The 22,204-nt window shown below is 63.2% G+C and carries 25 protein-coding genes; 8 read left to right on the top strand and 17 right to left on the bottom strand.

Annotation, left to right across the window (positions count from 1 at the left end; genetic code table 11):
* Position 1 precedes the first annotated feature (1 nt).
* The gene (locus tag NLY33_RS18715) at positions 2–610 is read right to left on the bottom strand and encodes a class I SAM-dependent DNA methyltransferase (protein ID WP_023706496.1); all 609 of its coding nucleotides are present in this window, start codon (positions 608–610) and stop codon (positions 2–4) included.
* 28 nt (positions 611–638) lie between these two features.
* Positions 639–812 carry a hypothetical protein gene (locus NLY33_RS18710; RefSeq protein ID WP_196814128.1) on the bottom strand — a complete coding sequence of 58 codons (174 nt, stop codon included), beginning with the start codon at positions 810–812 and terminating at the stop codon, positions 639–641.
* A 104-nt stretch (positions 813–916) separates the two neighbouring features.
* On the opposite strand from NLY33_RS18710, the gene NLY33_RS18705 reads away from it, so the two are divergent.
* Positions 917–1,822 (top strand): LysR family transcriptional regulator, encoded by a 906-nt coding sequence (locus tag NLY33_RS18705; protein WP_023708620.1) that lies wholly within the window; start codon positions 917–919, stop codon positions 1,820–1,822.
* Positions 1,823–1,984: 162 nt separating this feature from the next.
* Here the strand turns inward: NLY33_RS18705 and NLY33_RS18700 are convergent, their stop codons facing one another.
* From NLY33_RS18700 to NLY33_RS18675, 6 genes are all read right to left on the bottom strand, one after another.
* Positions 1,985–2,491, bottom strand: a complete 507-nt coding sequence (locus NLY33_RS18700) for a DUF2314 domain-containing protein (RefSeq protein WP_023700830.1) — start codon at positions 2,489–2,491, stop codon at positions 1,985–1,987.
* Positions 2,492–2,644: 153 nt separating this feature from the next.
* A complete protein-coding gene (locus NLY33_RS18695) occupies positions 2,645–3,709 on the bottom strand; it encodes a glycoside hydrolase family 25 protein (protein WP_023684920.1) in 1,065 nt (354 codons plus the stop codon).
* Positions 3,710–3,846: 137 nt separating this feature from the next.
* Positions 3,847–4,038, bottom strand: coding sequence for a hypothetical protein (locus tag NLY33_RS18690; protein ID WP_023669058.1), 192 nt, complete (start codon positions 4,036–4,038; stop codon positions 3,847–3,849).
* Positions 4,039–4,153: 115 nt separating this feature from the next.
* Positions 4,154–4,552, bottom strand: a complete 399-nt coding sequence (locus NLY33_RS18685; RefSeq protein WP_023669059.1) for a GFA family protein — start codon at positions 4,550–4,552, stop codon at positions 4,154–4,156.
* Positions 4,553–4,738: 186 nt separating this feature from the next.
* Positions 4,739–5,695 (bottom strand): alpha/beta fold hydrolase, encoded by a 957-nt coding sequence (locus NLY33_RS18680; RefSeq protein ID WP_023708621.1) that lies wholly within the window; start codon positions 5,693–5,695, stop codon positions 4,739–4,741.
* A gap of 117 nt (positions 5,696–5,812) precedes the next feature.
* Entirely contained in the window at positions 5,813–6,061 is a 249-nt protein-coding gene (locus tag NLY33_RS18675) for a ParB N-terminal domain-containing protein (protein WP_023694150.1), read from the bottom strand.
* A 169-nt stretch (positions 6,062–6,230) separates the two neighbouring features.
* On the opposite strand from NLY33_RS18675, the gene NLY33_RS18670 reads away from it, so the two are divergent.
* The 5 genes from NLY33_RS18670 to NLY33_RS18650 all read left to right on the top strand — a co-directional run bounded on the left by NLY33_RS18670 (position 6,231) and on the right by NLY33_RS18650 (position 11,921).
* Positions 6,231–7,868, top strand: a complete 1,638-nt coding sequence (locus NLY33_RS18670; RefSeq protein ID WP_023706489.1) for a N,N-dimethylformamidase beta subunit family domain-containing protein — start codon at positions 6,231–6,233, stop codon at positions 7,866–7,868.
* Position 7,869: 1 nt separating this feature from the next.
* Positions 7,870–9,243: an aminotransferase family protein gene (locus tag NLY33_RS18665; RefSeq protein ID WP_023690163.1), complete on the top strand. Its 1,374-nt coding sequence runs from the start codon at positions 7,870–7,872 to the stop codon at positions 9,241–9,243.
* A 10-nt stretch (positions 9,244–9,253) separates the two neighbouring features.
* Positions 9,254–10,183, top strand: coding sequence for a 3,5-dioxohexanoate:acetyl-CoA acetone transferase (gene kce, locus NLY33_RS18660; protein WP_023706488.1), 930 nt, complete (start codon positions 9,254–9,256; stop codon positions 10,181–10,183).
* A 209-nt stretch (positions 10,184–10,392) separates the two neighbouring features.
* Entirely contained in the window at positions 10,393–10,896 is a 504-nt protein-coding gene (locus tag NLY33_RS18655; protein WP_023706487.1) for a GNAT family N-acetyltransferase, read from the top strand.
* Positions 10,893–11,921: a histone deacetylase family protein gene (locus NLY33_RS18650; RefSeq protein WP_023708623.1), complete on the top strand. Its 1,029-nt coding sequence runs from the start codon at positions 10,893–10,895 to the stop codon at positions 11,919–11,921. Before NLY33_RS18655 ends, NLY33_RS18650 begins: the two co-directional genes overlap by 4 nt.
* A gap of 4 nt (positions 11,922–11,925) precedes the next feature.
* Here NLY33_RS18650 and NLY33_RS18645 read toward each other — a convergent pair whose 3' ends face one another.
* The 3 genes from NLY33_RS18645 to NLY33_RS18635 form a co-directional block, all read right to left on the bottom strand.
* Positions 11,926–13,188 carry a cysteine desulfurase-like protein gene (locus tag NLY33_RS18645; protein ID WP_023690167.1) on the bottom strand — a complete coding sequence of 421 codons (1,263 nt, stop codon included), beginning with the start codon at positions 13,186–13,188 and terminating at the stop codon, positions 11,926–11,928.
* A gap of 52 nt (positions 13,189–13,240) precedes the next feature.
* A complete protein-coding gene (locus NLY33_RS18640; protein WP_023690168.1) occupies positions 13,241–14,308 on the bottom strand; it encodes an aldo/keto reductase in 1,068 nt (355 codons plus the stop codon).
* 118 nt (positions 14,309–14,426) lie between these two features.
* Positions 14,427–14,894: a hypothetical protein gene (locus NLY33_RS18635; RefSeq protein WP_023697588.1), complete on the bottom strand. Its 468-nt coding sequence runs from the start codon at positions 14,892–14,894 to the stop codon at positions 14,427–14,429.
* Positions 14,895–15,299: 405 nt separating this feature from the next.
* On the opposite strand from NLY33_RS18635, the gene NLY33_RS18630 reads away from it, so the two are divergent.
* Positions 15,300–15,464: a hypothetical protein gene (locus NLY33_RS18630; RefSeq protein WP_023706483.1), complete on the top strand. Its 165-nt coding sequence runs from the start codon at positions 15,300–15,302 to the stop codon at positions 15,462–15,464.
* A 58-nt stretch (positions 15,465–15,522) separates the two neighbouring features.
* Here NLY33_RS18630 and NLY33_RS18625 read toward each other — a convergent pair whose 3' ends face one another.
* Entirely contained in the window at positions 15,523–16,029 is a 507-nt protein-coding gene (locus NLY33_RS18625) for a DUF1993 domain-containing protein (RefSeq protein ID WP_023709324.1), read from the bottom strand.
* A gap of 124 nt (positions 16,030–16,153) precedes the next feature.
* On the opposite strand from NLY33_RS18625, the gene NLY33_RS18620 reads away from it, so the two are divergent.
* Entirely contained in the window at positions 16,154–17,212 is a 1,059-nt protein-coding gene (locus NLY33_RS18620) for a DUF1176 domain-containing protein (protein WP_023706481.1), read from the top strand.
* Between the two features lie 36 nt (positions 17,213–17,248).
* Here NLY33_RS18620 and NLY33_RS18615 read toward each other — a convergent pair whose 3' ends face one another.
* From NLY33_RS18615 to NLY33_RS18595, 5 genes are all read right to left on the bottom strand, one after another.
* Positions 17,249–18,454, bottom strand: coding sequence for an epoxide hydrolase family protein (locus NLY33_RS18615; RefSeq protein WP_023708626.1), 1,206 nt, complete (start codon positions 18,452–18,454; stop codon positions 17,249–17,251).
* Between the two features lie 74 nt (positions 18,455–18,528).
* Positions 18,529–19,488, bottom strand: a complete 960-nt coding sequence (locus NLY33_RS18610; RefSeq protein ID WP_023706479.1) for an alpha/beta hydrolase family protein — start codon at positions 19,486–19,488, stop codon at positions 18,529–18,531.
* Positions 19,489–19,520: 32 nt separating this feature from the next.
* Positions 19,521–21,131 carry an NTP transferase domain-containing protein gene (locus tag NLY33_RS18605; RefSeq protein WP_023706478.1) on the bottom strand — a complete coding sequence of 537 codons (1,611 nt, stop codon included), beginning with the start codon at positions 21,129–21,131 and terminating at the stop codon, positions 19,521–19,523.
* A complete protein-coding gene (locus tag NLY33_RS18600) occupies positions 21,128–21,832 on the bottom strand; it encodes an XdhC family protein (protein ID WP_023706477.1) in 705 nt (234 codons plus the stop codon). The genes NLY33_RS18605 and NLY33_RS18600 overlap by 4 nt, the downstream gene beginning before the upstream one ends.
* Before the next feature lie 2 nt (positions 21,833–21,834).
* Positions 21,835–22,173 (bottom strand): XdhC family protein, encoded by a 339-nt coding sequence (locus NLY33_RS18595; protein WP_023706476.1) that lies wholly within the window; start codon positions 22,171–22,173, stop codon positions 21,835–21,837.
* Between the last annotated feature and the right edge of the window lie 31 nt (positions 22,174–22,204).

Raw genomic sequence — 22,204 nt, 5'->3', positions numbered from 1 at the left:
GTCATGACGGCCTCACAGCCAGGAAGGTGGTCCATTCCTCGCGATCGCGGCCGACGTTGAATTCGTCTCCGACAAGAACCAGCCCGGCGTTTTCGAGTCGGGCCGCGAAGTCGTCCCTGCGCCAGTAGACCGTATGATATTCGCCGCTCTTCTCGCCATCGCCAATGCGCATCGAGACGAGGAAGGCGCCGCCCGGCCGCAGCGACCCGGCAATCTTGGCAAGCACCTGGTCGGCCTGCTCGCGCGGCACGTGGATCAGGACGCACAATGCGAGCACCGCGTCGTAGGGGCCGCCGAGATCGTCGGTGATGAGATCGAGAAACTCACCATGCTTGCCGCGTGCGGCCTGCAACTCAAGAAACCCCTTCGTTGCGTCTGTGCGCCGAACCTGGACACCGAGCCCTTCGACGAAGTCCGCATCGTATCCGGGTCCCGAACCGACTTCCAGAATCCGGCCGCCTTTGCCGGCGATCTTCACCAGGCGCTTCAGCCATTTCTGTTCTCTTTGGTTCGGAACGTGCCGCACCAGAGCGTCGTAGCGTTCGGCATAGTCCTCATAGGCGTTGATCGTTTGTCGGCTCTTCGCCAGATCCTCGGATAACACAGTCATCTTTCCCTCCCCTGGTCAAAGAGCTTGCTTAGCCAATGGTGCCGGGAGGCACGCGTCCGTCAAGCATACCGATATCCCTGAGGAAATGATCCGACAGCGAGCGGCGGTCGAGCATGCCGTGCTTGCGAGGCCTGAACGGCGCGGTGAAGAGGTCGAGCATCGGCCGGCGAAGCGTGTTGTAGAGAGCGATGGTGGTGGTCATTGCCGTATCCTCCAGGGTTTGATCCGATGAATGCAGCATGCCGTTTTCCGGGCTTGGTTTCCAATCGAACGTCGCGTAGTATGCATCAGCGGGATTGATGCGTCATGAGCTGGGAACTACCACCATTAGGAGCCATCAGGGTCTTTGAAGCCGCGGCCCGGCTGGGCAGTTTCACCAAGGCAGCCGAAGAACTCGGCATGACCCAATCAGCTGCCAGCTATCAGATAAAGGTGCTGGAAGAACGTGCCGGAACGCCGCTTTTCATAAGAAAAACAAGGCAGATCGCGCTGACCGAGGCCGGACAGCAGCTGGCGCCGCACGCAACAGGCGCGTTCTCGACCCTGGCCGACGCATGGGTCGCCACCAAGGGTGGAGCGACCGGCGTGCTGTCGGTGACGACCATGGAAACCTTCGCATCGAACTGGCTGGCCGTATGGCTTGGAACATTCCAGCTGATGCATCCCGATCTTGCCGTGAAGGTGAATACATCGCACGGGCTGGTCGATTTCACGCGCGGCGGCATGGATGTCGGCATTCGCACCGGCAGTGGAAAATGGCCGGGCCTGACGGCTCACTATCTGTTCAAGGCGGACTATACGCCGATGCTCAGCCCGAGACTCGCCGAAAGCGTCGGCGGCATCCACCGCCCCGAGGATCTCTACCAACTGCCGCTATGCTGTGCCGACGATCCCTGGTGGGAAATCTGGTTCAAGGCTGCCGGCGTGCCGTTCGAGCCCGATCGCGTCATCGCTGGCCCGAAACTGGGTACGCAGGCCTATGATGCGATGGCGGCGCTGACCGACAAGGGCGCCGCGATCCTGACCAAAAACCTTTACAGCGCCCTGTTGGAAAAGGGCCAGTTGATACAGCCATTCGGCGTGCTTGGATCGGACGGCGACGGCTATTGGCTGGTGCATCTGGAGAGCCGCCGCAACGCGCCCAAAATCAAGGTGTTTCGCGACTGGGTGCTGGCGCAGACGGCAGAGATACGCGAACGCGAAAAGCGCTAGACTTTCCCTTCTCCCCTTGTGGGAGAAGGTGGATCGGCGCGATAGCGCCGAGACGGATGAGGGGTGCGTGACGGAGTACCGTCATTGCCAAGCTGGAACACCCCTCATCCGACCGAGCTTCGCTCGGCCACCTTCTCCCACAAGGGGAGAAGGAAGAAGCGCTCAATCCTTGAAGGTCAACCCGTACTTTGCAACCTGCTCCTTCGGCATATCCGCAAGCGCCTGGCGCGTGGTGTAGCCGCCGTAGATCACCTTGCCGTTCTTGATCATCCAGTCCTCGACGTCGGCCTCGGTTACCGTCATCCTGTCGCCCATCTTGTACTTGTTGCCATTGACCGGCACGTCAGCAAGCAGGCCGATATAGGAGCCTTCGCTGTAGCCCACCAGCTGCAGCCAGATATGCTCGGTGGCGCCGTTCTGGGTCAGCGGGAATTTTACCGTGTAGGTGCCCGGCGTGCCGGCGTCCATCAGTTCGTGGAAGCGCTTGAGGGTCGAGCGGCCGCTGTCCTTGGCGGCCTGCATCGCCTTGTCCTCGGTGGAATAGGACACGACGTTCTGCTTCGACTCCGCCAGCGAAGCGCCACTTCCGCCCGGCATGTGGCCGAGCGAACTGAAAAACCCGTAGCCGACGGCGGCGGCAAGTGCGACAGCCACAACTGGATTGCGCATGGATCCCTCCGAAAACCCGATCACGGGCACGTTACCGGAAGGCTGTTGCGATACCGCTAAAGGACACAGTGAGCGGATCGTTAGCGAGACGCTGAAAATTCAACCCAAGGCGCAGCGGCAGGCAGCGCAGGCGCACCGGCACCGGCCTGACGTTCAGTCGGCGTCGGCGACGGTCGTCTGCCCGCCTGCCCATGCCCGCCAGGCGCGCTCGTCGCCATGGAAGACGTTGAGGTCGATGCGGCCGGTCACGCCGTGCGACAGGCCGGAGCCGGAGTACTGCCAGAACAGCCATTTGCGGCCGGGATAGACTTTTGAGGGATGCCGCGCCACGGCGCGCAGCCAGAACGGATAATCGAGAAACGCACCCTTGAGATTGTCGCGATAGAAATCCGGTGCGGTGTAGATGATGGGCCGCTGGCCGTAATGGCGCTCCAGCTTGTCCATGAACACCTTCATCTTTTCCAGCACGGTGGCCCGCGACGGCCGCCGCTTGCAGGAAGATTCGCCGTTCCACTCGACATCGATTACCGGTGGCAGCGCGCCTTCGACCCTCGGCACATTGCGGATGAACCAGTCGGCCTGCTCGCCCGCGGTGCGGCACCAGTAGAAGAAATGATAGGCGCCGCGCTTCAGCCCGGCGGCGTCGGCATTGCGCCAGTTCTTCATGAACATCGGGTCGAGATGGTCGCCGCCATCGGTCGCCTTGATGTAGGCGAAGTTGGCGCCCTGGGCGCGCAGCTTGCCCCAGTTGACATTGCCCTGCCAGCGCGAGACGTCGACGCCGTGGACGGCAAGGTAGCGTGGCGAAGCCTTGCCGAAATTGATCGGCTTGGCGTCGCGAAAACCGTAGCGGGTGACCGGCGAGGCCAGCATGGCCGGCGCAGCGCGCGTCAACCGCTTCGGCGCAGACATCAGAGCGGCGGGCTCGAGCTGTGGTCTGGTGCTCCCCTGCGGCGTGCCCGCGACGATGGCCTCTTCTTCCTCGACCATGGAAAAGGGCGGCGCATTGTCGGCCACAGCGTTGTCGGCCACCATGTCGGACCGCATCGGCGCGAGGTCGGCGGTCTCCGCCGGAGCCGCTGTGACCGGCGCGCTCGGACGCACGACCGAACTGGTCGTCTCGTTCGACGGCTGCAAGCCATCGACGCCCGCTGTGGACGAACAGCCGGCAAGCCACAGCGATGCCAACATGAAACTGACGACGCCTGAAATCCGCATCTGGACCTGTACGCAAAACACAACAGACCGAAGGCAAACAGACGCCGCCGGACAAACCGGCCTCGATTACTAACGAGAAATTACCAACAAAGTTTGAATCAAGTTATTAGGAATTGGCCGGACGAAGGATCATAGCCTTACCTTCCCAGCCATTGCTGCATGCAGCTTTTCGCCACCACATGCGCCGGTGGCACGGCGTCGGCGGCCGGGCGGCGGGCACGTTCGAGCAGCAGGCGAACCTGTTCGGGGCGCACGCGGTCACGCTCCATCACGAGGAGGACCATCGGATCGCTCAAAAGCTCGTCCAGGGTGCTGATTCTGTCGCTCATCGGTCGTCTCCTCGATACCGGCCCGCAGAGGACAGATAGGCAGGCAATCATGGCCCGCCAATGACGCTTTGCCGGCTATGTCGTGGTTTCGGGATTAATTCCGGTAAGGCCGGCGTCAGTTCGGAGGCGGCGCGCCTTCATGGTGCGGCAGGCCGTCATCGAGCTGCAGCCAGGGCTGCTTCGAGGCGGTCCACATATGCATTTCCGGCTTGAACAGCGAGGGATCGTCGAGCGAGCCGGTGGTGATGCCGACGATGCCGGCGGAGTCGCGTCGGGAAAACAGCGTGGTGCCGCAAGCGGCGCAAAAGCCGCGCTTGAGGTCCGGAGAGGTGTTGACCATCGCCACCTCTCCCTCGACGGTGACATCGTCGATGCGAAACAAAAGGCGGGCGTTGAACGCCGCGCCTATGACCTTCTGGCAGCGCCGGCAGTGGCAGACGCGCTGGTTGAGCGGCGCCGCCTCGGTGCCGTAGCGCACTGCCCCGCAATGGCATCCGCCCTGGTATTTCGTCATCATTCGAACCCATCGCACTGAATGTCTCTTGAAGATATCGACAGGTACCTTTCGGTCAATTGAAAAGCCCTGATGGCGCCATCGATTGCGCCGATAGGACCAATGGCTGCGCCAAGGTTTCGGGGTTTCGCAGGCACAAAAAAGCCGGCCGCCTCTTCGAGACGGCCGGCATGTATTTCAGGCAAGCTATTTCGTTTCGCTGAGGACTTCGTCCCAGGTCTTCACCTTGGTTTCGCCATTGAGGAAGGGCAGTGCCGCGGCCGTCAGTTCCGGTGCGAAGAATACGTCGTAATGGGTGCGGTTGGGAATGATGGCCAGCCGGTTCTGCGACAGGTTCTCACGCATCCAGCCGGCATCCTTCAGCCCGCCGCCGAGCATCTGGTAGAACCTGATCTCGTGCTCGGGCTTGTACATGTCGCTGTCGCCATAGGCCAGCATGACCGGCATCTTCAGCTTCGCCACATCGGCGGAATAGTCGTAATCCTTGCGCATGAAATTGCCCAGCGCATCGAGCAGTTTGGGGAAATCGTCGGGACGTGGGGCGACGGCGACGTAGGATTTGTACATCGGCGTGTCCTTCATGAAATCGGCGGCGGCCGCGCTGACCTGCGCCTGCTGGCCGCGCATCTCGTCATAGAAGCCATTGGCGGCGAAGCCGGTCGAGACCAGGACCAGACGTCTCACCGTCTCGGGATGCTGAACGGCCATGCGGAAGGCGACGCCGCCGCCCAGCGAATAGCCAAGCACGTCGACCTTGTCATAGCCGAGCGCCTTGACGATACCAGCCATGTCGTCGCCCATCCCCTCCAGGCTGAAGGGTCGCTCGCCGAGCGCGGTGCGGCCATGGCCCTGCAGGTCGACGGCAATGATGGTGCGGTTTTCCGCCAGCTTCGGCAGCAGCGGCGCGAACATGTCCGACGTGCCAAGGCCGCCATGCAGCAGAAGCAGCGGTTCGCCCTTGCCGTAGACGGCATAGTAGTAATTCAGGCCGTCGATCGGCAGCAGGCCGGACTTTTCCGGCTTCGGCATGGCTGTTGCTCCGGTGGTCATGGCGGGCTTGGTCTCCACTGCATTGGCTGGGCCGGGCGCTGCAAACAAGGCAGCGACCGAGGCAAGAATGGCGAAATAGATTGGTCTGGACATGTCGGTCTCCTCGGGTTCCGCCCCAAGGACGAGCGAGCACGCCGCATGCCGACATGCCCTGCGAAAAAATCCGCGGAAGAATGACCGGTTTGGCTGTTTTCGATCGGGTCGCGCGCCTCAGTGGCGCTTGGCCTGCACCAGATAGGCGTCGATCTCGGTCTCGCCGAGCCATTTGGCGGCTTCCAGCCGGTGCAGGCCCTCGACCAGGATGTGGCGCTTGCCGTCATTGCGAACCTGGATCGGCGTCTTCATGCCGTTTTCCAGTATGTCTTCGGCCAGGTGCCGGACCGTTTCGGGATGCAGCGTCTTCTTGCGCGCCGTCGGCACGTAGATGTCATCGACCTTGACCTTTTGCACTCTCAGCATGCCGGCTCCCGAGGCGGAAAATGCCGCCTCGCCTGAGATAGTCGGTTTGCCGGGTGCGGCCAAGAGCGGCCAAGCAATTGTGTCGTATGCAATTGCTGGCCCGATCGTTTCCATTTGACGCTTGGCCGGCAGATGGCCGAAATGGCGGCCTGTCACTTTTCCGGTGTTCATGACCCATCTGCCAACCGAATTTCCCGATTTCGGACTGACGCCCGAGCAGCGCCGCGAGGCGGTGCGCGGCCATTACTATGAATGGCCGGGAATGGACGGCGAGCGGGGCGAGATCTGGTGCTATTCTGATCGATTTTCCTACCGCGCCGGCGAGACCGTGACGCTGCATGTCAGCTCGACGGCGCCGCGCTTCAGCATTGTCATTGTCCGCGACGGCGGCAGCGAGACAAAGGTCTTCGAGCAAACGGGGCTATCGGCGCGCTGGCAGGATACGCCCGACCAGTGCTCGGTCGAAGGCTGCGGCTGGGAGGCGTCGTTTCAATTCAGCATCGGCAAGGATTGGCCGTCCGGCGCCTACCGGCTGACGCTGACGGCGGACGGCGGCGACGGCAAGCCGATCCACTGCCACCACCTCATCATCGTCGCGCCCCTGCCCGGCAAAAAGCCCGGTCGCGTGCTGCAGGTGGCGGGGACCGGCACCTGGCTGTCCTACAACACATGGGGCGGCTCCAACGCCTATCAAGGCATCACCGGCCCGGGCCGCGACCAATATGCGCGCATGGTGTCGACCCAGCGGCCCTGGTGCCGCGGCTTTGTCGTGCTGCCCAAGGATGCGCCGCGCGTGCCGCTGGAGGTCGCGGTGCCGCCGAAAGCCGTGCCGCGCTATCCGCACATGGAATGGGCGTACGCCACCGGACATTCGAAGAAATACACCTCCTCCGGCTGGGCGAGCTATGACTGCCACTTCTTCCGCTTTGCCGAGCGGGCCGGCTATGGCGTCGATCTCGCCAGCCAGCACGATTTGCACTTCTCGCCCGAGATTCTCGACGGCTACGACTGTGTGGTCTTCGTCGGCCATGACGAGTACTGGACCTGGGAAATGCGAGACGCCGTCGACAGCTACGTCGAGCGCGGCGGTCATGCGGCGCGCTTTGCCGGCAATTTCATGTGGCAGACCAGGCTCGAGGACGAAGGCCGGCGGCAGGTCTGCTACAAATACCGGGCGCGCGCCGAAGACCCGGCCTATGGCGGCGACGTCACCCGCGCCACCAACTCCTGGGAAGCGCCTGAGATCGGTCGTCCCGGCGCAATGACGTTCGGCCTCAACGCGACGCGCGGCGTCTATGCCGGCTGGGGCGGATGCGCACCGCGCGGCATGCGCGGCTTTCCGGTCTATCGGCCCGAGCACTGGGCCTTTGCCGGCACCGGCATGTACTATGGCGACCTGCTTGGCGCCGACAGTCATGTCTATGGCTATGAGGTCGACGGGCTCGATTTCGAGATCCGCGGCGGCCTGCCCTATCCGACACCGGACAGCGGTGCGCCTGACGGGCTGCAGGTGCTGGCCGTCGGCATGGCGAGCCAGGTCGAGGAAAGCGCCGACATCCCGATCGAGGACCAGTTTCTCACCGACGAGGATGGCCGCTTTACGGCCGAAACGCTATTTGGCGAGGCGACCGACGCCAATCTGGAAAAAGTCAAACGCGGCAACGGCATGATCGTCAATTTCCCGCGCGGCAAGGGCGAGGTTTTCCACGCCGGAAGCTGCGAATGGGTGGCCGGCCTGCTCAGGCAGGATCCGATGGTCGAGCGCGTGACCAGGAATGTAATCGATCGCTACCTCGGAAAGTCCTGACATGCAGAAGCCCTCATCAACTGGTTCAGAAACGCGCGCGCCATCGCACCTGTTCTACCTCTCCAGCCTGCGCCGGCCGCTGATCGACCGCGCCGAAGGCATCTATATGTGGACGCAGGACGGCCGCCGCTTCATCGACGGATCGAGCGGGCCGATGGTCGCCAATATCGGTCACTCCAACCGCAACGTGCTCGATGCCATGAAGCGGCAGATGGACCGCGCCACCTTCGCCTACCGGCTGCATTTCGAGAACGAACCGGCGGAAGAACTGGCGCGGGAGCTCGCCGGCAAACTGCCGGAGGGCATGGACCGAATCTTCTTCGTCTCCGGCGGTTCGGAGGCGACGGAATCCTGCATCAAGCTGGCGCGGCAATGGGCGGTCGCGACCGGCCAGCCGAAGCGCTGGAAGGTTATCACGCGTTTTCCCTCCTATCATGGCGGCACGCTGGGTTCGCTTTCGATAACCGGCGACGATGCGCTGGCCGAAACGTTCACACCGATGATGCGGGTGATGCCGACCGTGCCGGCGCCGACGGCATGGCGCGACCGCGACAATCTTTCGATGGAGCAGCGCGGCGTCCGCTATGCCGACATGCTGGAGGAGAAGATCCAGGCCGAGGGCCCGGACAGCGTGCTCGCCTTCATCATGGAGCCGATCGGCGGTGCGGCGACTTCGGCCCTCGTCGCACCGGACAGCTATTATCCGCGTATACGCGAGATCTGCGACCGCTACGGCATCCTGCTCATCCATGATGAAGTGATGAGCGGCGCCGGCCGCACCGGAAAATTCCTTGGCGGCGACCATTGGAACTGCAAGCCCGACATCGTCGCGCTGTCGAAGGGGCTTGGCTCCGGCTATGCGCCGCTCGGCGCGCTGGCCGCCCCGATGCGGCTGGTCGAGCCGCTGCTGGCGTCGGGCGGCTTCCAGCATGGCCACACCTATGCTGGCAATCCGCTCGCCTGCGCGGCCGGGCTCGCCGTGCTCGGCGAGATGGACCGCCTCGACCTGATCGCCAATGCCGCCGCGATGGGCGACGTGCTGATGGACGGGCTGAAAGGGCTGGCGAAGCGTTTTCCGTTCATCGCCGATGTCCGAGGCAAAGGCCTGCTCACCGGCGCCGAGATGGTTGCCGATCCCGAAACTCTACGGCCGATCGAACAGGGCAAGAAAGCCACGCAGCGCCTGCTCGACCTCGCCTACGAGCGCGGGCTGATCATCTACGGCCGCAGGGTCAAGGGCGGTGTCGACGGCGACAATTTCATGGTGGCGCCGCCGATGATCGTCACGGCTGAAGAGGTCGGCGAGATCATTTCCATCATCGGCGATTCGCTGGAAGTTCTGGCCGCCGAACTCGACCTGCCGGTCGAAGGCTGAGGGCTAAAGAATGGCGCCGAGGAAAGTCATCATCACCTGCGCGGTCACTGGCTCGGTGCACACCCCGTCCATGTCGCCCTATCTGCCGGTGACGCCGGACCAGATCGCGACCGACGCCATCGCGGCGGCCGAGGCTGGCGCCTCAATCCTGCATCTCCACGCCCGCGATCCCAAAGACGGCCGGCCGACCGCCGATCCTGAGGTGTTCATGCAGTTCCTGCCGCGCATCAAGCAAGCGACCGATGCGGTGATCAACATCACCACCGGCGGTTCGTCGCTGATGACGCTCGACCAGCGGCTGGCGGCACCACTGCGGGCCGAGCCGGAAATGTGCTCGCTCAACATGGGCTCGATGAATTTCGCGCTGTTCCCGATGCTCGACAAGCCAAGGGAGTGGCAGCACGAGTGGGAACCAAAGCTGCTCGAAGCCACGCGCGACACCGTCTTCAAGAACACCTTTGCCGATATGGAAGGCGTGCTCGAAAAGCTCGGCAAGGGCTGCGGCACGCGCTTTGAGTTCGAATGCTACGATGTCGGCCATCTCTATTCGCTGGCGCATTTTCGCGACCGCGGGCTGGTGTCGGGGCCGCTGTTCATCCAGTTCGTGCTCGGCATTCTCGGCGGCATCGGCGCCGATCCCGACAATCTCATCCATATGAAGCGCATCGCCGACAAGCTGTTCGGCGACAGCTACCAGTTCTCGGTGCTCGCCGCCGGCCGCCATCAGATGCCGCTGATCTCGATCGCGGCGGCGATGGGCGGCAATGTCCGCGTCGGGCTGGAGGACAGTCTCTACGATGGACGGCAATTGGCGAAATCCAATGCCGATCAGGTGCGCAGGATACGCGCCATTCTCGACGGCCTGTCGCTGGAAGTCGCAACGCCGACCGAGGCGCGCGAGATGCTGGCGCTGAAGGGTGGCGATAGGGTGGCGTTTTGAGATGATTGATCTGCGATGATGGCGTTCTGGCACACCCCCCTCTGGCCTGCCGGCCATCTCCCCCTCAAGGGGGGAGATCGGATGTCACTGCGGCCTTCGCCAATCTCAATCGTTGCAAAATGGATGGCAGCGCCAAAGCTGCCAATCTCCCCCCTTGAGGGTGAGATGTCCGGCAGGACAGAGGGGGGTGCCTGGGCGCCTTGCCTATCGTGAGTACAGTCACCCTCCGCCCCGGCACCATCGACGACGTCGACACCATCCATGCCGCGCTGCTCAAGCTCGGCACCCATATCGGCGCGCATCAGGAGATCACGTCCACTGCCGACGATCTCCGCCGCTACGGCTTTGGCGACAAACCCGCCTTCTCCACCGTGATCGCCGAGATCGGCGGCGATTTTGCGGGGCTCTGCCTGCATTTCCCGATCTTCTCGACATGGATGGGGCGGCCCGGCGTCTATATCCAGGACCTCTATGTCGAGGACCGGTTTCGCGGCCGCAAGATCGGCGAAAGACTGCTGCGCCGGGTCGCGCGCGACTGCCGCCGGGATGGCGGCGCCTATCTCAGGCTGTCCGTCGACACCGACAATGACGGCGCCAAGGCTTTTTATGAGCGGCTGGGCATCGCCTGGTCGAGCTACGAGCAGACGCAGAAGATTGTTGGCGATGCCTTTTTCGCCTTTGCCGATGCAGCGCAGGATGGGGACGCGGAATGAAAGCCTTCTTTGCCGAGGAGCAGAAACGCCACGACCCGAAGGCCTTTCTGTCCAGCGGTACGCCGCAGCCCAATCCCGAACAGCCGGAGCGGGTAGAGCGATTGTTAGCCGGCGCAAAATCCGCCGGATTGATGATCGAGCGGCCCAGGGAACATGGCCTAGGCCCGGTGGCGGCCGTGCATACGCCGGAGTATCTCGCCTTCCTCGAACACATTTTTGCGCGCTGGCAGCGCATCGAGAGCGCATCCGCGGAAGTCATCCCCAACATCCATCCACTGGCCCGCACAGGGTCCTATCCGGCCTCGGCGGTCGGCCAGGCCGGCTACCACATGGCCGACACCGCTTGCCCGATTTCGGCCGAGACCTGGCAGAGCGCGCTGTGGAGCGCCTGGAGCGCGGTCGAGGCGGCTGAAACCGTCATGGCTGGCGCGCCCGCCGCCTATGCGCTCTGCCGGCCACCCGGGCACCATGCCTTTGCCGATGTCGCCGGCGGCTTCTGCTTCATCAACAATTCAGCGGTCGCGGCCCAGGTGTTGCGCAAGCAGGCAGCGCGGGTGGTGATCCTCGATGTCGACCTGCATCACGGCAATGGCACGCAAGGCATCTTTTATACGCGTTCCGACGTCCTGACGGTGTCGCTGCACGCCGATCCGGTGCGCTTCTATCCGTTCTTCTGGGGCCATGCCGATGAGCGCGGCGAAGGTCCGGGCCTCGGCTATAATTTCAACCTGCCATTGCCGCGCAAATCAGCCGACGCGGCGTTTCTGGAGGCCCTCGAAGTGGCGTTCCAGCGTATCCGCGCCTTTTCGCCGGACGCGCTGGTCGTGGCGCTCGGTCTCGATGCGTTCGAGGGCGATCCGTTCGGCGGGCTTTCGGTGACCACGCCCGGTTTCTCGCGGATCGGCGAGGCAATTGCCAAGCTCGGCCTGCCGACGGTTATCGTCCAGGAAGGCGGCTATCTTTGCGACGCGCTCGGCGACAATCTCACGGCGTTCCTCACCGGTTTCGGCGGCAAACAGCGATAGCTGACTAGCGCTGCTGCCTCAGCATGGCGATCACCCGGTGCACGCTTTCCAACGTCTCGTCGATCTCTGCCGCCGTGTTGTAGTGCGCAATACCGATGCGCACGACGCCCTGCTCGGCCGGAATGCCGAGATGGTGGACGATCTCCCAGGCGTAGTTGTGACCCGACCATAGAAAAATGTTCTCGGCATTCATCTGCCGCACGATCGTCTCTGGCACGATGCCGTCGACGGTGAAGGACACGGTCGGCACGCGCTCAATGACACGCTTCTGATCGGTGATGCCGCGGATGGTCAGGCCCTCAATGGCGGACAGCCCATCGATCAGCCTCAGCGCCAGCGGGTTTTCGTAGGCGATCGACACTTCGTATGCCTTTGCGATCTTTTGCCTTCGCGAACCGCCCTCGCCGGCCGCAGCACCGAGTTCGGCGAAGTAATCGACCGCTGCGGTAAGCCCGGCCATCAGTTCGATCTGCGGCGTGCCGAGTTCGAAGCGCTCCGGCAGGCCATTGGAAGAGCAACGGCATTTGTAGGGTTGCAGCGCATCGATGATGTCGCGGCGTCCCCACAATATGCCCATATGCGGGCCGAAGAATTTGTAGGCCGAGCAGATCAGGAAGTCGCAGCCGAGATCCTGCACGTCGACCAGCCCATGCGGCGCGAACTGCACGGCGTCGACATAGACCACCGCGCCGGCCTGTTTGGCGATGGCCGTCAGCGCTTTCACCCGATTGATCGAGCCGGTGAGGTTCGAGGCATAGTTCAGCGCAACGAGTTTTGTCCTGTCGGTAAGCAGAGCGCTGAGCGCCGCCTCCTCGACCTGCCAGCTGTTCTCGTCGAAAGGCAGGAAGCGCACCAAGAGGCCAAGATCTTCGGCCAGTTGCAGCCAGGGCGAGACATTGCCCTCATGATCCATGCGGGTGACGATGATCTCGTCGCCCGGCTTGAAGCCGCGGCCGAGCGTGCGCGACATGTGATAGGTCAGCGTCGTCATGTTGGCGCCGATGATTATTTCCTCCGCGCTCGCTGCACCCAGGAAATCGGCCATCGCCTCATGGGCGTCGTCGAACACCTTTTGCGCGGCAAGCGTGGTTTCGAAATAGCCGCCGAGATTGGCGTTGGTGGTGAGGAGGCAGCGCGCCACCGCATCGGCAACCGCCTGTGGCACCTGCGTGCCGGCCGGATTGTCGAGATAGATGCGCCGGCGGCCTTTGTCGGTCAGGTCCAGCGCCGGAAATTTTCCCCTGACGGTCTCGATCGGAAAATCCATTGCTGTCCCCTTCCCCTTGTGTTTTCTACGGAATTCCGCCCGGAGTGCCCGCTTACGGACAAGGATTGCCCACGCGCTGGTGGATCGCGTCGACGGCCTTCTGCATCTCGTCGGTCCAGGTCACGTCGACTGAAGACAGCGCCATCTCGAGCTGGGCAATCGTCGTCGCGCCGATGATGCTGGAGGTAACAAAGGGTCGGCTGGCGACATAGGCGTTGGCGAACAGCGCCGGTTCGAGGCCGAAGGAGCGCGCCAGTTCGTTGTATTCGAGCTGCGCCTCCGCCGCATTTGGCGTCTCGTAGCGCTGGCCGCGGTTGAACAACTGCGAGCGCGAACCCTGCGGCCGTGCGCCATGGTCGTATTTGCCGGTGAGATAGCCCTGCGCCAGCGGCGAATAGGCGAGGAAGCCGACATCCTCGCGCCCGCAGACTTCGGCCAGGTTCACCTCAAAGGTACGGTTGACCAGATTGTAGGCGTTCTGCAGCGAAACGATGCGCGGGCCGACGCCCTTGTCGGCCTCGGCGATGAAGCGCATGACGCCCCAGGAGCTTTCGTTCGACAGGCCGAGATGGCGGATCTTTCCCGCCTTCACCAGTTCCTCGAAGACTGCGAGTGTCTCGGCGATCGGCGTCTCGCCGGGCGGCGCGCCAACGGCATCGGCACGGCGCGGCACAGCACCCACGCGGGTCGGGTTGGCGCCCCAGGGGATGTCGCGCTCCGGCCAGTGGATCTGGTAGAGGTCGAGATAGTCGGTGCCGAGCTTGGCAAGCGATTTGTCGATGGCGTCAAAGATGTCGGCGCGCACCAGTTTTGACGGCCGGTCGCCACGAAACCAGCGGTTGGCGGTGCGGCCGACCACTTTCGAGGCCAGGATGACCTTGTCGCGATTGCCCTTGGCCTTCATCCAGCTGCCGATGAACTTCTCCGTCCGCCCCTGCGTCTCCTCCTTGGGCGGTATCGGGTAGAGCTCGGCCGTGTCGATGAAATTGACCCCGCGCGCAAAGGCCAGATCCATCTGCGCATGGCCATCGGCCTCGGTGTTCTGCTGGCCCCAGGTCATCGACCCCAGGCAGATCTGGGTAACAAGAAGATCGGTCCGACCGAGACGGCGTTTGTGCATGGGGTTTCTCCGGCGGGAGGTTTGCGCGGCTACGCGGGAAGGAAGCCGCATGTATAGGGAAAGCGGCGCCGCTCTCCAACCCTCAGGGAACCCGACTTTTGCGTGAACCCTGGAAAAGTCAGCGCCGGACGCCGGCCAGCGCGCGCCGCTTGGCCTCATCGATCAGCATATTGGCCACCTGCATGCGGATCATGGCGCGCTGGCGCAGATGCGGCGCGACGCGGTCGGGGTGGTTGGCGAAGGCGAAGCTGCGGCGCATGCGGCCGAGATCGGCGTTCTTGACTGGATGATCGAGGCCGAGCTCGACGGCGATCGCGTCAGGGTCGATCGGCGGCAGCTTTTCCTCGGGCTTTGCCTCCTCGCCGGCCAGCGCCAGCTTGGCATGATCGAGAAGGGCGGCAAATTCTGCGGCCAGATCGGCTCCCGCCTCGCGGTATTCGGCGGCGAATGTTTCGCCCGAGACCTTGATGCGGCCGGAATGAAGCTCGTCGGCCACGGAGAGATAGTCGAACGGGATCGACGGCCGGGCGCTCGTCTCTTCCGCCGCCTCATCCTTGTCGGAGGCAACGAACAGATCGTCGAGCAAGGAAGCGAAATCCCGCTTCGCGCCGATGTCAGCCTCCCCCTCGTTTAAGCGTGCGAACAGAGCCGGTCGCAGCATAGAACCGGCTCGTTAAAAATGAATGCCGCTGATCTTAACCAGTTTAGGCGTTTGCGAGGCTTGCGCGGGCCCGGTTGGCGATGTGCAAGACCCAACAAAAAGCCGGACTGCATTTGCATGCAGTCCGGAAATTCGCCAGGAGTGGCGAGGAAAAGCCGGCCATGTGCCAGCGTCTATGCATACGGTGGGGATGCGCCACAAGTTTCAGCGCACGCGGCAATTGTGCCGAAAAAAATTCGCTTGGAATGGCTGCCATGCAAATGCTGCACTGCACAATCTTCACAATTTTCCTATACTCGGCGCCGTGGAGGATCAACAAGGGGCCGAATCATGGGGTTCTTCACTGAAATGTTTGCCCGTCCGCGTCCGCAGGAGCATCTGCGTTATCGTTCCGCACTGGCGTTGCTGCATTCGATGAGCAATGCCGACCGCGCCGACATCGGCATCAAGCCGGCCGACTTCCCGCGCATAGCCCGCGAAATGTCCGTGCGCTGAACCAGCGCGAGACGAGGTTTCCCGGCAGCGACCGGGAAACCTCGGAATGCCGAATTCGTCAACGATTCCCGAGATAGGCACCCTTGGTCAGCGGCACGCCATTGTGGCGCAGGATGTCGTAAGCCGTGGTCACGTGGAAATAGAAGTTGGGCATGGCGACATGCAGCAAATACTGCATGCCGGGCATCGAAGCCTCGCGCTGGCCAAATTTCAGTTCGACCACCCTGTCATCCGAGCCATCGAATTCGGCGGCCGAGAACGACGCCAAAAGCTCGAGCGTCTTGGCAAGGCGCGCCTGAAGGTCGGCGAAGGTGGCTTCATTGTCTTCGTATTTCGGCACTTCGCGGCGGGCCAGCCGCGACGGCGCGCCCTTGGCGTGGTCGGTGGCGACCTGCACCTGCCGGACCAGCGCGTACATGTCGGGCGCCAACCTTGCGGTCAAAAAGACTTGCGGATCGATCTTGCGTTCAGTTGCATTCTGTTCGGCCGCCGACAGCACGCCGGACAGCGCCTTCAGCCTGGCCGAAAACACCGGCACCGAGGCCTCGTACATTGATAGTGTCACGTTCAAATCTCCATTGCGGCTGAAGCGCCGACGGCGGGACGTAGCGCCTTCCCGGAGGATTTTTCAAGCGTCACCACGTCGCCGCAATCTCTATGATAGACTCCTTCGTGGTGGAGATTCTCCGATGAGACGCGTCTTTCTGGCAGCGGCCGCCTTTTGCTCCCTTGCCGCATCCGGCCAGGCTGTGTTCGCCGACGATGAACCGGCAGCCGATGACCAAGCCCCTTACGTCGATGACAGGTCGGATGCCGCAGCCGTCATCCGCTCGCTCTACAGCGCCATCAACCGGCACGAATTCGCCCGCGCCTGGGCTTACTACGGCGATACAAAGCCGGCAAAGGATTTCGACACATTCGTCAAGGGCTATGACGGCACCGACAAGGTCGATGCCGAAACCGGCGCCGTTTCCGATGAGGGCGCGGCCGGCAGCATCTATTACAGCGTTCCGGTCGCCATCCGCGCCACCGGCAAGGACGGCAACGAGGCGGTCTTCGCAGGCTGTTACACGCTGCGCCAGGTCAGCGCTCAGATCCAGGCCCCGCCATTCCGCCCGATCTTTATCGACAAGGGCGCGCTGAAGCCGTCCAAGGCCGATTTCGAGGAGGCGCTGCCGCCAAGCTGTGGTGACGGGCCGCCGCCGCCGAAGAAGGACACCGCACTCGAGCAGGTGAAGAAACTGTTCGCCGCCGATTATGGCGATCAGTGTGACAAGCAATTTCTCGGCGAGGAGCCGAACATCTTTTCGATCAAATACAAGGCAAAGGACGCGGCTGCCAGCGATCCCGACAAGGAAACGCGGCTTTTCGAGTTCTACTGCCAAGCGGCAGCCTATAACGCAAGTTCGGTCTACTACATGACCGACGAAGTATCGGGCGTGCGGCAGTTGCAGTTCACCGAGCCCGAAATGGATATCCGTTACGAGAACAATGACAGCGACGGCAAACTGCTGGGCATGGATATCATCGGCTTCCGCACATCCGGCTGGGCGGCCAATTCCGAATATGACGAAGACGCCAAGACGCTGACCACGTTCAACAAATGGCGCGGCATCGGCGACGCCTCGGACAAGGGGATATACCTGTTCCGTAACGGCGATTTTTCCCTCGTCCAATATGATGTGGACGCGTCTTACGATGGCGAGGAGAACCCGCAGACGGTGGTCGACTACAACACCGCGCCGTAGGGATCTTACCAGGAACCGCCGCGCTCAAGCAGTCCTTCACATTCGCCTTCTCGTTTCAGGCCGGGAACGCATCGGCCGGAAGAAGGCGCGAATGTCCTCGACCAGAAGACTCGGTTCCTCCAGCGCAGCGAAATGGCCCCCTCGCGGCATCGATGTCCATCGCTGAACGTCAAAGACCCGCGCCACCCAGGATCGAGGCGGCATCGGCAACTCGCGAGGGAAAAGCGCTACCCCAAATGGCGGCGAAACGCGTTCCAGCGTCTCGAACGCAAGAGGGAACAGTCGATTCTCCTTGTAGAGCCGCAAGGACGAGGTGAGCGCGTTGCTGAACCAATAGAGCGAAACATCCGTAAGGAGCGTGTCCATGCCGAAGGTGCGCTCCACGTCACCGTCGCAATCGCTCCAGCTACGGAACTTCTCGATCATCCAGGCTGCGAGACCGATCGGCGAGTCTGTCAGAGCATAAGCAAGCGTCTGAGGCTTCGTGCCCTGCAGATGGGCATAGGCGCCCTCCGTTGCCGTCCAGGCCGCGGCCTTTTCCAGAAAGGCCTGCTCCTCAACGGTGACAGATGGCAGACCTGCACCCAAAGGTGGCCGATAGCTCCCGGGAATGTAATTGACGTGGACGCCAAGCACGCTTTCGGAATGGAGCCGTGCCATCCAGGCGGAAACGCCCGCGCCGATGTCGCCTCCTTGGGAAGCGAAGCGGTCGTAGCCGAGCCCGCGCATCAACTGTACCCATAACTCCGCGATGCGGCCGGAATGGAAGCCTGGTTCCGTCGGCGCCTGCGAAAAGCCGTATCCGGGCAAAGAGGGAACTACCACGTGGAAAGCGTCGGCCGGGTCACCACCATGGGCAGCTGGGTCTGTCAGCAATGGAATGACGTGTTCCATTTCGATGAAGGAGCCGGGCCAGCCATGCGTTATGATCAGCGGCAGCGGCGCCGGTCCGTTGCCTGGCTGGTGGACAAAGTGGACATCTAGGTTGTTCAGCCTCGTCAGATATTGCGGCAGCCGGTTCAGCCGCGCCTCTTGCACTCTCCAGTCGAAGCGGTCTCGCCAGTAATCCGCAAGACGCTTGATGAACGGCAGGTCGGCCCCATCGCTCCAGCCCGCTTCGCTTAGCGGAATTGGCCATCGTGTTGCGCTAAGCCGGCGCTGGAGATCTTCAAGTTGTTCGTTCGGAATTTGGATCTTGAAGGGGTGAGCGTCCATCGCTGTGCTTCCGATCTGTTGGATCATATCAGCCTACCCCAGTAAGGATATCGGCCGAACCATGATCGCCAAAACCAACGGGCACCTCTGGGCCATATGCCTCAGGGCGCTTTTGACAGCATCCAGTTCAACGTTTGGCGCCAGTCCACCATGCGGATCGGCGTGCCGTGGGTGCCCGTTTCAAAACGGACGAAGTGTGTCGGATAGGGATAGGCCTTCGACTTCGCGATGATGGAGCGGAAGAAGGCTTCCTGTTTCTCCACGGGAAAGACCGGGTCCTTGCTGCCCTGGCCGAAAAACACCGGCACGTGACGCCTGTAAGCCGGGCTCGAAAGGAAGCTGTCATCCCATAGCGAGCCGAGCAGCAGCAGCCCGCTGATGCGCCGTCCGGTATCGTCGCGGCCGGCAAGTTTCCAGCACAGCGCACCACCCATCGAGCCGCAGGCGACGAAAATCTTCGCGTCCGGCGAGGCCTCGGCATAGTGGCCGATCAGGGCTGCGATCTGCGCCGCGCCCTTGTCGCCGAAATCGGTGAAATCGGGTGAGAGATAAAGGCCGCCATTGCCGGCCATCAGGTTCTTGATGCGGTTGAAATTGCCGCCGAAGGTGAAGTCGTCGACACCCTGCTTGCGGCTGCCGCCCTGCCCGTGCAGGTAAAGCACGATGATGCCGGCGCCATCGGTCTTGCCGACAGCGACATGCCTGACATCGCCGGCATCGGTTTTCAGCATCAAATCCTGCTGCACCTTGCGCACGCCGGTGTCGGTATACTGCGCATGCACGCGCTTTTCCGGCACTTCGTCGCGGTCGTTGATGTCGCGCATCTCGCGATAGTCGATGACGGTGTAGGCGCCTTTGTCCGTGGACGAGAGCGTCGCCGGATAGGCGAAGAGGTCATCCTTGTAGGGTTTTAGTTCGAGCGCGTCGGCGTGGGCGGCAGAGAACAGGAAAAAGAGCGAAATCAGCAGGCTATGGAGCGCGGCCGCCCCCCTCTGGGCTGCCGGCCTGGCCGGCAGGCCAGAGGGGGGTAGAAGCGCTGAGGCAAGTAAAGAGAGAGCCATGCTAAAGGCATGCGTTTTTCGGCTTCGCTTTGTCAATCCTGCAGCACGCCGCCGGCGTCTTCCAGCGCCTCGCGGGTGTCGACATCGATCGACGCGCCGTCGCCGATCTCGACGTCGATGACATCCAGTCCCTCGGCCTCGACCAGATGGCGGGCGCCGGTGTCGCCCTCGAGGTGAGCGATGCCTCCAAACAGCGCGCGTGGCAGCAGCACCGGATTGCCGCGGCGGCCGTCATGGGCGGCACGCACCACTGAGCGGCCGCCGTCCCTACGGAAGGCCTCGATCAACCGGTCGAGATCGGCCGATGAGATACCCGGCATGTCGCCGAGGACGATCATGGCGCCGGCCGCCTCGGCTCCAACGCGGGCAATGCCGGCTTTTAGAGACGAGGACAGGCCGTCGGCAAAATCCGGATTGTCGGCGAAGATCACGTCGAGGCCGGTCAAGGCTTGGTGCACCCGCTCACGCTGGTGGCCGGTGACGACAACGGTGCTGGTTGCCTTCGAGGCCAGTGCGCGCTCGACTGTCCGGCGCACCAGCGGTTTGCCGTCGAACAGCGCCAGAAGCTTGTTCGGCCCGCCCATGCGGCTGGAGCGACCGGCGGCCAGAAGCACGATCTCGACCTTCAGCCCGGCTCTCGCCGGCAGCGGCTCGCGCGGCTGCGGCCGGGTCGGGATTTCCATCAAGAGGCCGCCAACGCCCATGCCGGCGATGTCCTTGGCGGTGACGTCGAGGCCGGCGATCAGCCTGTCGAGCACCCAATCGAATCCGTTCTCCTTGGGGCTGCGGGCGCAACCGGGCGCGCCGATGACGCGCTTGCCGTCGAGCGTGCCCAGCACCAGCAGATTGCCGGGATCGACGGGCATGCCCGCGCGGATCACCGTGCCACCTGCTGCCTCGATCGCCGCCGGAACGACATCGTTGAAATCGCTCATCGCCGAGGCGCCGAAGATCACCACCATGTCGTTGTCGCGCGCCAGCGCGGCGGCGGCCTCGGCGACGGGCGCAATTTCGTGCGGCGTGCGGCGCTCCGTCGTCAGCCGGCCGCCGGAGCGTGCCAGCCGCGCTTCGGTGACGCGTAGCGTCTTGTCGAGCACGCTCGCCTTGATGCCGGGCAGCACCGTCTGGATGACGCCGACACGCACCGGCCGATAGGCGTTGACGGCGAAGATCTCGCCGCCGGCGCAGATCTTTGTCACCGCATCGACAAGGGCCGAGGCAACGGCGAACGGGATGATCTTGACCGTCGCCACCATCTGGCCCTGCTCAACCGGCGCGTGCTGCGCCAGCGTGGCGATGGTGATGGTCGGGTCGACCGCATTGATGGCGTCGATCATGGCGGCATCGACGGTGAAGAGACCGGCGGCCTTGGCATGGAGGTTGACGCGGCCGGTCGCGGCCGGTTTTGCCTCGATGTTGCGGTGGGCCATGCTGGCAGCAATCTTTTCGGCCGCCGCATCCTCGCTGAGGTCATCGGCGGCAAGCACCGCCACGACGATCTCGGTAATGCCGGCCGCCTTCAGCACCGCCACGTCCTGCGTGCTCAGCCTGTGCGCCTTGCGGAAACGCCGCTCGCCCGCCGTCGTGGCATGCGCCAGCACCGCGCCTTGCGCCTGATTGATCGGGATCGGCCCGAACTTCACGCCGCTGCGCCTTTGGCTTCGAGACCGCGCGAGCGAAAGGCGTGGATCGTCTGCGCCAGGATGGCGACGGCGATCTCGGCCGGGCTCGCCGCGCCAATGTCGATACCGATCGGTGCGTGGATGCGGGGGATCTGGTCGGCGCTGGCGCCGAGCGCCAGCAGGCGCTCGACGCGCCTGGCGTGTGTTTTGCGGCTGCCGAGTGCGCCGACATAGAAACAGTTGGCGTCGAGCGCGGCCTTCAGTGCGAAATCGTCGATCTTCGGATCATGGGTGACGGCGGCGAGCGCCGTATAGCTGTCGAGCGGCTGGCGCTTCAGCACATCCTCCGGCCATTCGGCATGCAGGGCTACATCGGGAAAACGGTCCGGGGTGGCGAAGGCGGTGCGCGGATCGACGATCTCCAAGGGATAGCCGGCGATCCTGGCCATCGGCGCCAGCGCCTGACTGATATGGACGGCGCCGACTACCACCAGGCGCGGCTGCGGCAAATGCGCGTTGAGGAAGAAGGTGCGCCCTTCCGCCTCGACCGAACCGGAATTGCCGGTGCGAAATGCCTTGGCGATCGCTTGCCCGAGTTCCCCGGCAACCTGGTCGCCTTCGCGCACGATGCGGTCGCGGCCGTCGCCGAGATCGGTGACCAGGATCGCGGCGCGGCGGGCCCGGCGTTCGGCATTGAGCGTTTTGAGAGCGTAGGGATCCATGCCTAACCAAGCCGCTCCACATAGACCTTGATGCGGCCGCCGCAGGACAGGCCGACCTGCCAGGCGGTTTCGTCGGCAACGCCGAACTCCAGCATCTTCGCTTTCCCCGAGTCGATGACGTCCATCGCCTCGCTCACCACAGCACCCTCGACGCAGCCGCCCGAGACCGAGCCGTGGAAATTGCCTTCGGCGTCGATGACCAAGTGGCTGCCGACCGGCCTCGGCGCCGAACCCCAGGTCTCGACCACCGTGGCGACGGCAACATCCTTGCCGTCCTTCATCCAACCTTCCGCGATGATCAAGGGGTCGCGGGCCTCATCGAGATAGATGCTGTTGTCCATGATCGCTTGCCTCAAAGTCTGTTTTCTCTGG

Source organism: Mesorhizobium sp. C432A (genome assembly GCF_030323145.1).
Classification (GTDB): Bacteria; Pseudomonadota; Alphaproteobacteria; order Rhizobiales; family Rhizobiaceae; genus Mesorhizobium.
Note: the sequence above shows the minus strand (reverse complement) of the source record. Positions and strands in the feature narration are given on the sequence as shown.

Excerpts from the sequence above, each read along its gene's own strand:
- NLY33_RS18715 (WP_023706496.1), bottom strand. The coding sequence starts at position 610 with ATGACTGTGTTATCCGAGGATCTGGCGAAGAGCCGACAAACGATCAAC.
- NLY33_RS18710 (WP_196814128.1), bottom strand. The coding sequence starts at position 812 with ATGACCACCACCATCGCTCTCTACAACACGCTTCGCCGGCCGATGCTC.
- NLY33_RS18705 (WP_023708620.1), top strand. The coding sequence starts at position 917 with ATGAGCTGGGAACTACCACCATTAGGAGCCATCAGGGTCTTTGAAGCC.
- NLY33_RS18700 (WP_023700830.1), bottom strand. The coding sequence starts at position 2,491 with ATGCGCAATCCAGTTGTGGCTGTCGCACTTGCCGCCGCCGTCGGCTAC.
- NLY33_RS18695 (WP_023684920.1), bottom strand. The coding sequence starts at position 3,709 with ATGCGGATTTCAGGCGTCGTCAGTTTCATGTTGGCATCGCTGTGGCTT.
- NLY33_RS18690 (WP_023669058.1), bottom strand. The coding sequence starts at position 4,038 with ATGAGCGACAGAATCAGCACCCTGGACGAGCTTTTGAGCGATCCGATG.
- NLY33_RS18685 (WP_023669059.1), bottom strand. The coding sequence starts at position 4,552 with ATGACGAAATACCAGGGCGGATGCCATTGCGGGGCAGTGCGCTACGGC.
- NLY33_RS18680 (WP_023708621.1), bottom strand. The coding sequence starts at position 5,695 with ATGTCCAGACCAATCTATTTCGCCATTCTTGCCTCGGTCGCTGCCTTG.
- NLY33_RS18675 (WP_023694150.1), bottom strand. The coding sequence starts at position 6,061 with ATGCTGAGAGTGCAAAAGGTCAAGGTCGATGACATCTACGTGCCGACG.
- NLY33_RS18670 (WP_023706489.1), top strand. The coding sequence starts at position 6,231 with ATGACCCATCTGCCAACCGAATTTCCCGATTTCGGACTGACGCCCGAG.
- NLY33_RS18665 (WP_023690163.1), top strand. The coding sequence starts at position 7,870 with ATGCAGAAGCCCTCATCAACTGGTTCAGAAACGCGCGCGCCATCGCAC.
- kce (WP_023706488.1), top strand. The coding sequence starts at position 9,254 with ATGGCGCCGAGGAAAGTCATCATCACCTGCGCGGTCACTGGCTCGGTG.
- NLY33_RS18650 (WP_023708623.1), top strand. The coding sequence starts at position 10,893 with ATGAAAGCCTTCTTTGCCGAGGAGCAGAAACGCCACGACCCGAAGGCC.
- NLY33_RS18645 (WP_023690167.1), bottom strand. The coding sequence starts at position 13,188 with ATGGATTTTCCGATCGAGACCGTCAGGGGAAAATTTCCGGCGCTGGAC.
- NLY33_RS18640 (WP_023690168.1), bottom strand. The coding sequence starts at position 14,308 with ATGCACAAACGCCGTCTCGGTCGGACCGATCTTCTTGTTACCCAGATC.
- NLY33_RS18630 (WP_023706483.1), top strand. The coding sequence starts at position 15,300 with ATGGGGTTCTTCACTGAAATGTTTGCCCGTCCGCGTCCGCAGGAGCAT.
- NLY33_RS18620 (WP_023706481.1), top strand. The coding sequence starts at position 16,154 with ATGAGACGCGTCTTTCTGGCAGCGGCCGCCTTTTGCTCCCTTGCCGCA.
- NLY33_RS18615 (WP_023708626.1), bottom strand. The coding sequence starts at position 18,454 with ATGATCCAACAGATCGGAAGCACAGCGATGGACGCTCACCCCTTCAAG.
- NLY33_RS18610 (WP_023706479.1), bottom strand. The coding sequence starts at position 19,488 with ATGGCTCTCTCTTTACTTGCCTCAGCGCTTCTACCCCCCTCTGGCCTG.
- NLY33_RS18600 (WP_023706477.1), bottom strand. The coding sequence starts at position 21,832 with ATGGATCCCTACGCTCTCAAAACGCTCAATGCCGAACGCCGGGCCCGC.
- NLY33_RS18595 (WP_023706476.1), bottom strand. The coding sequence starts at position 22,173 with ATGGACAACAGCATCTATCTCGATGAGGCCCGCGACCCCTTGATCATC.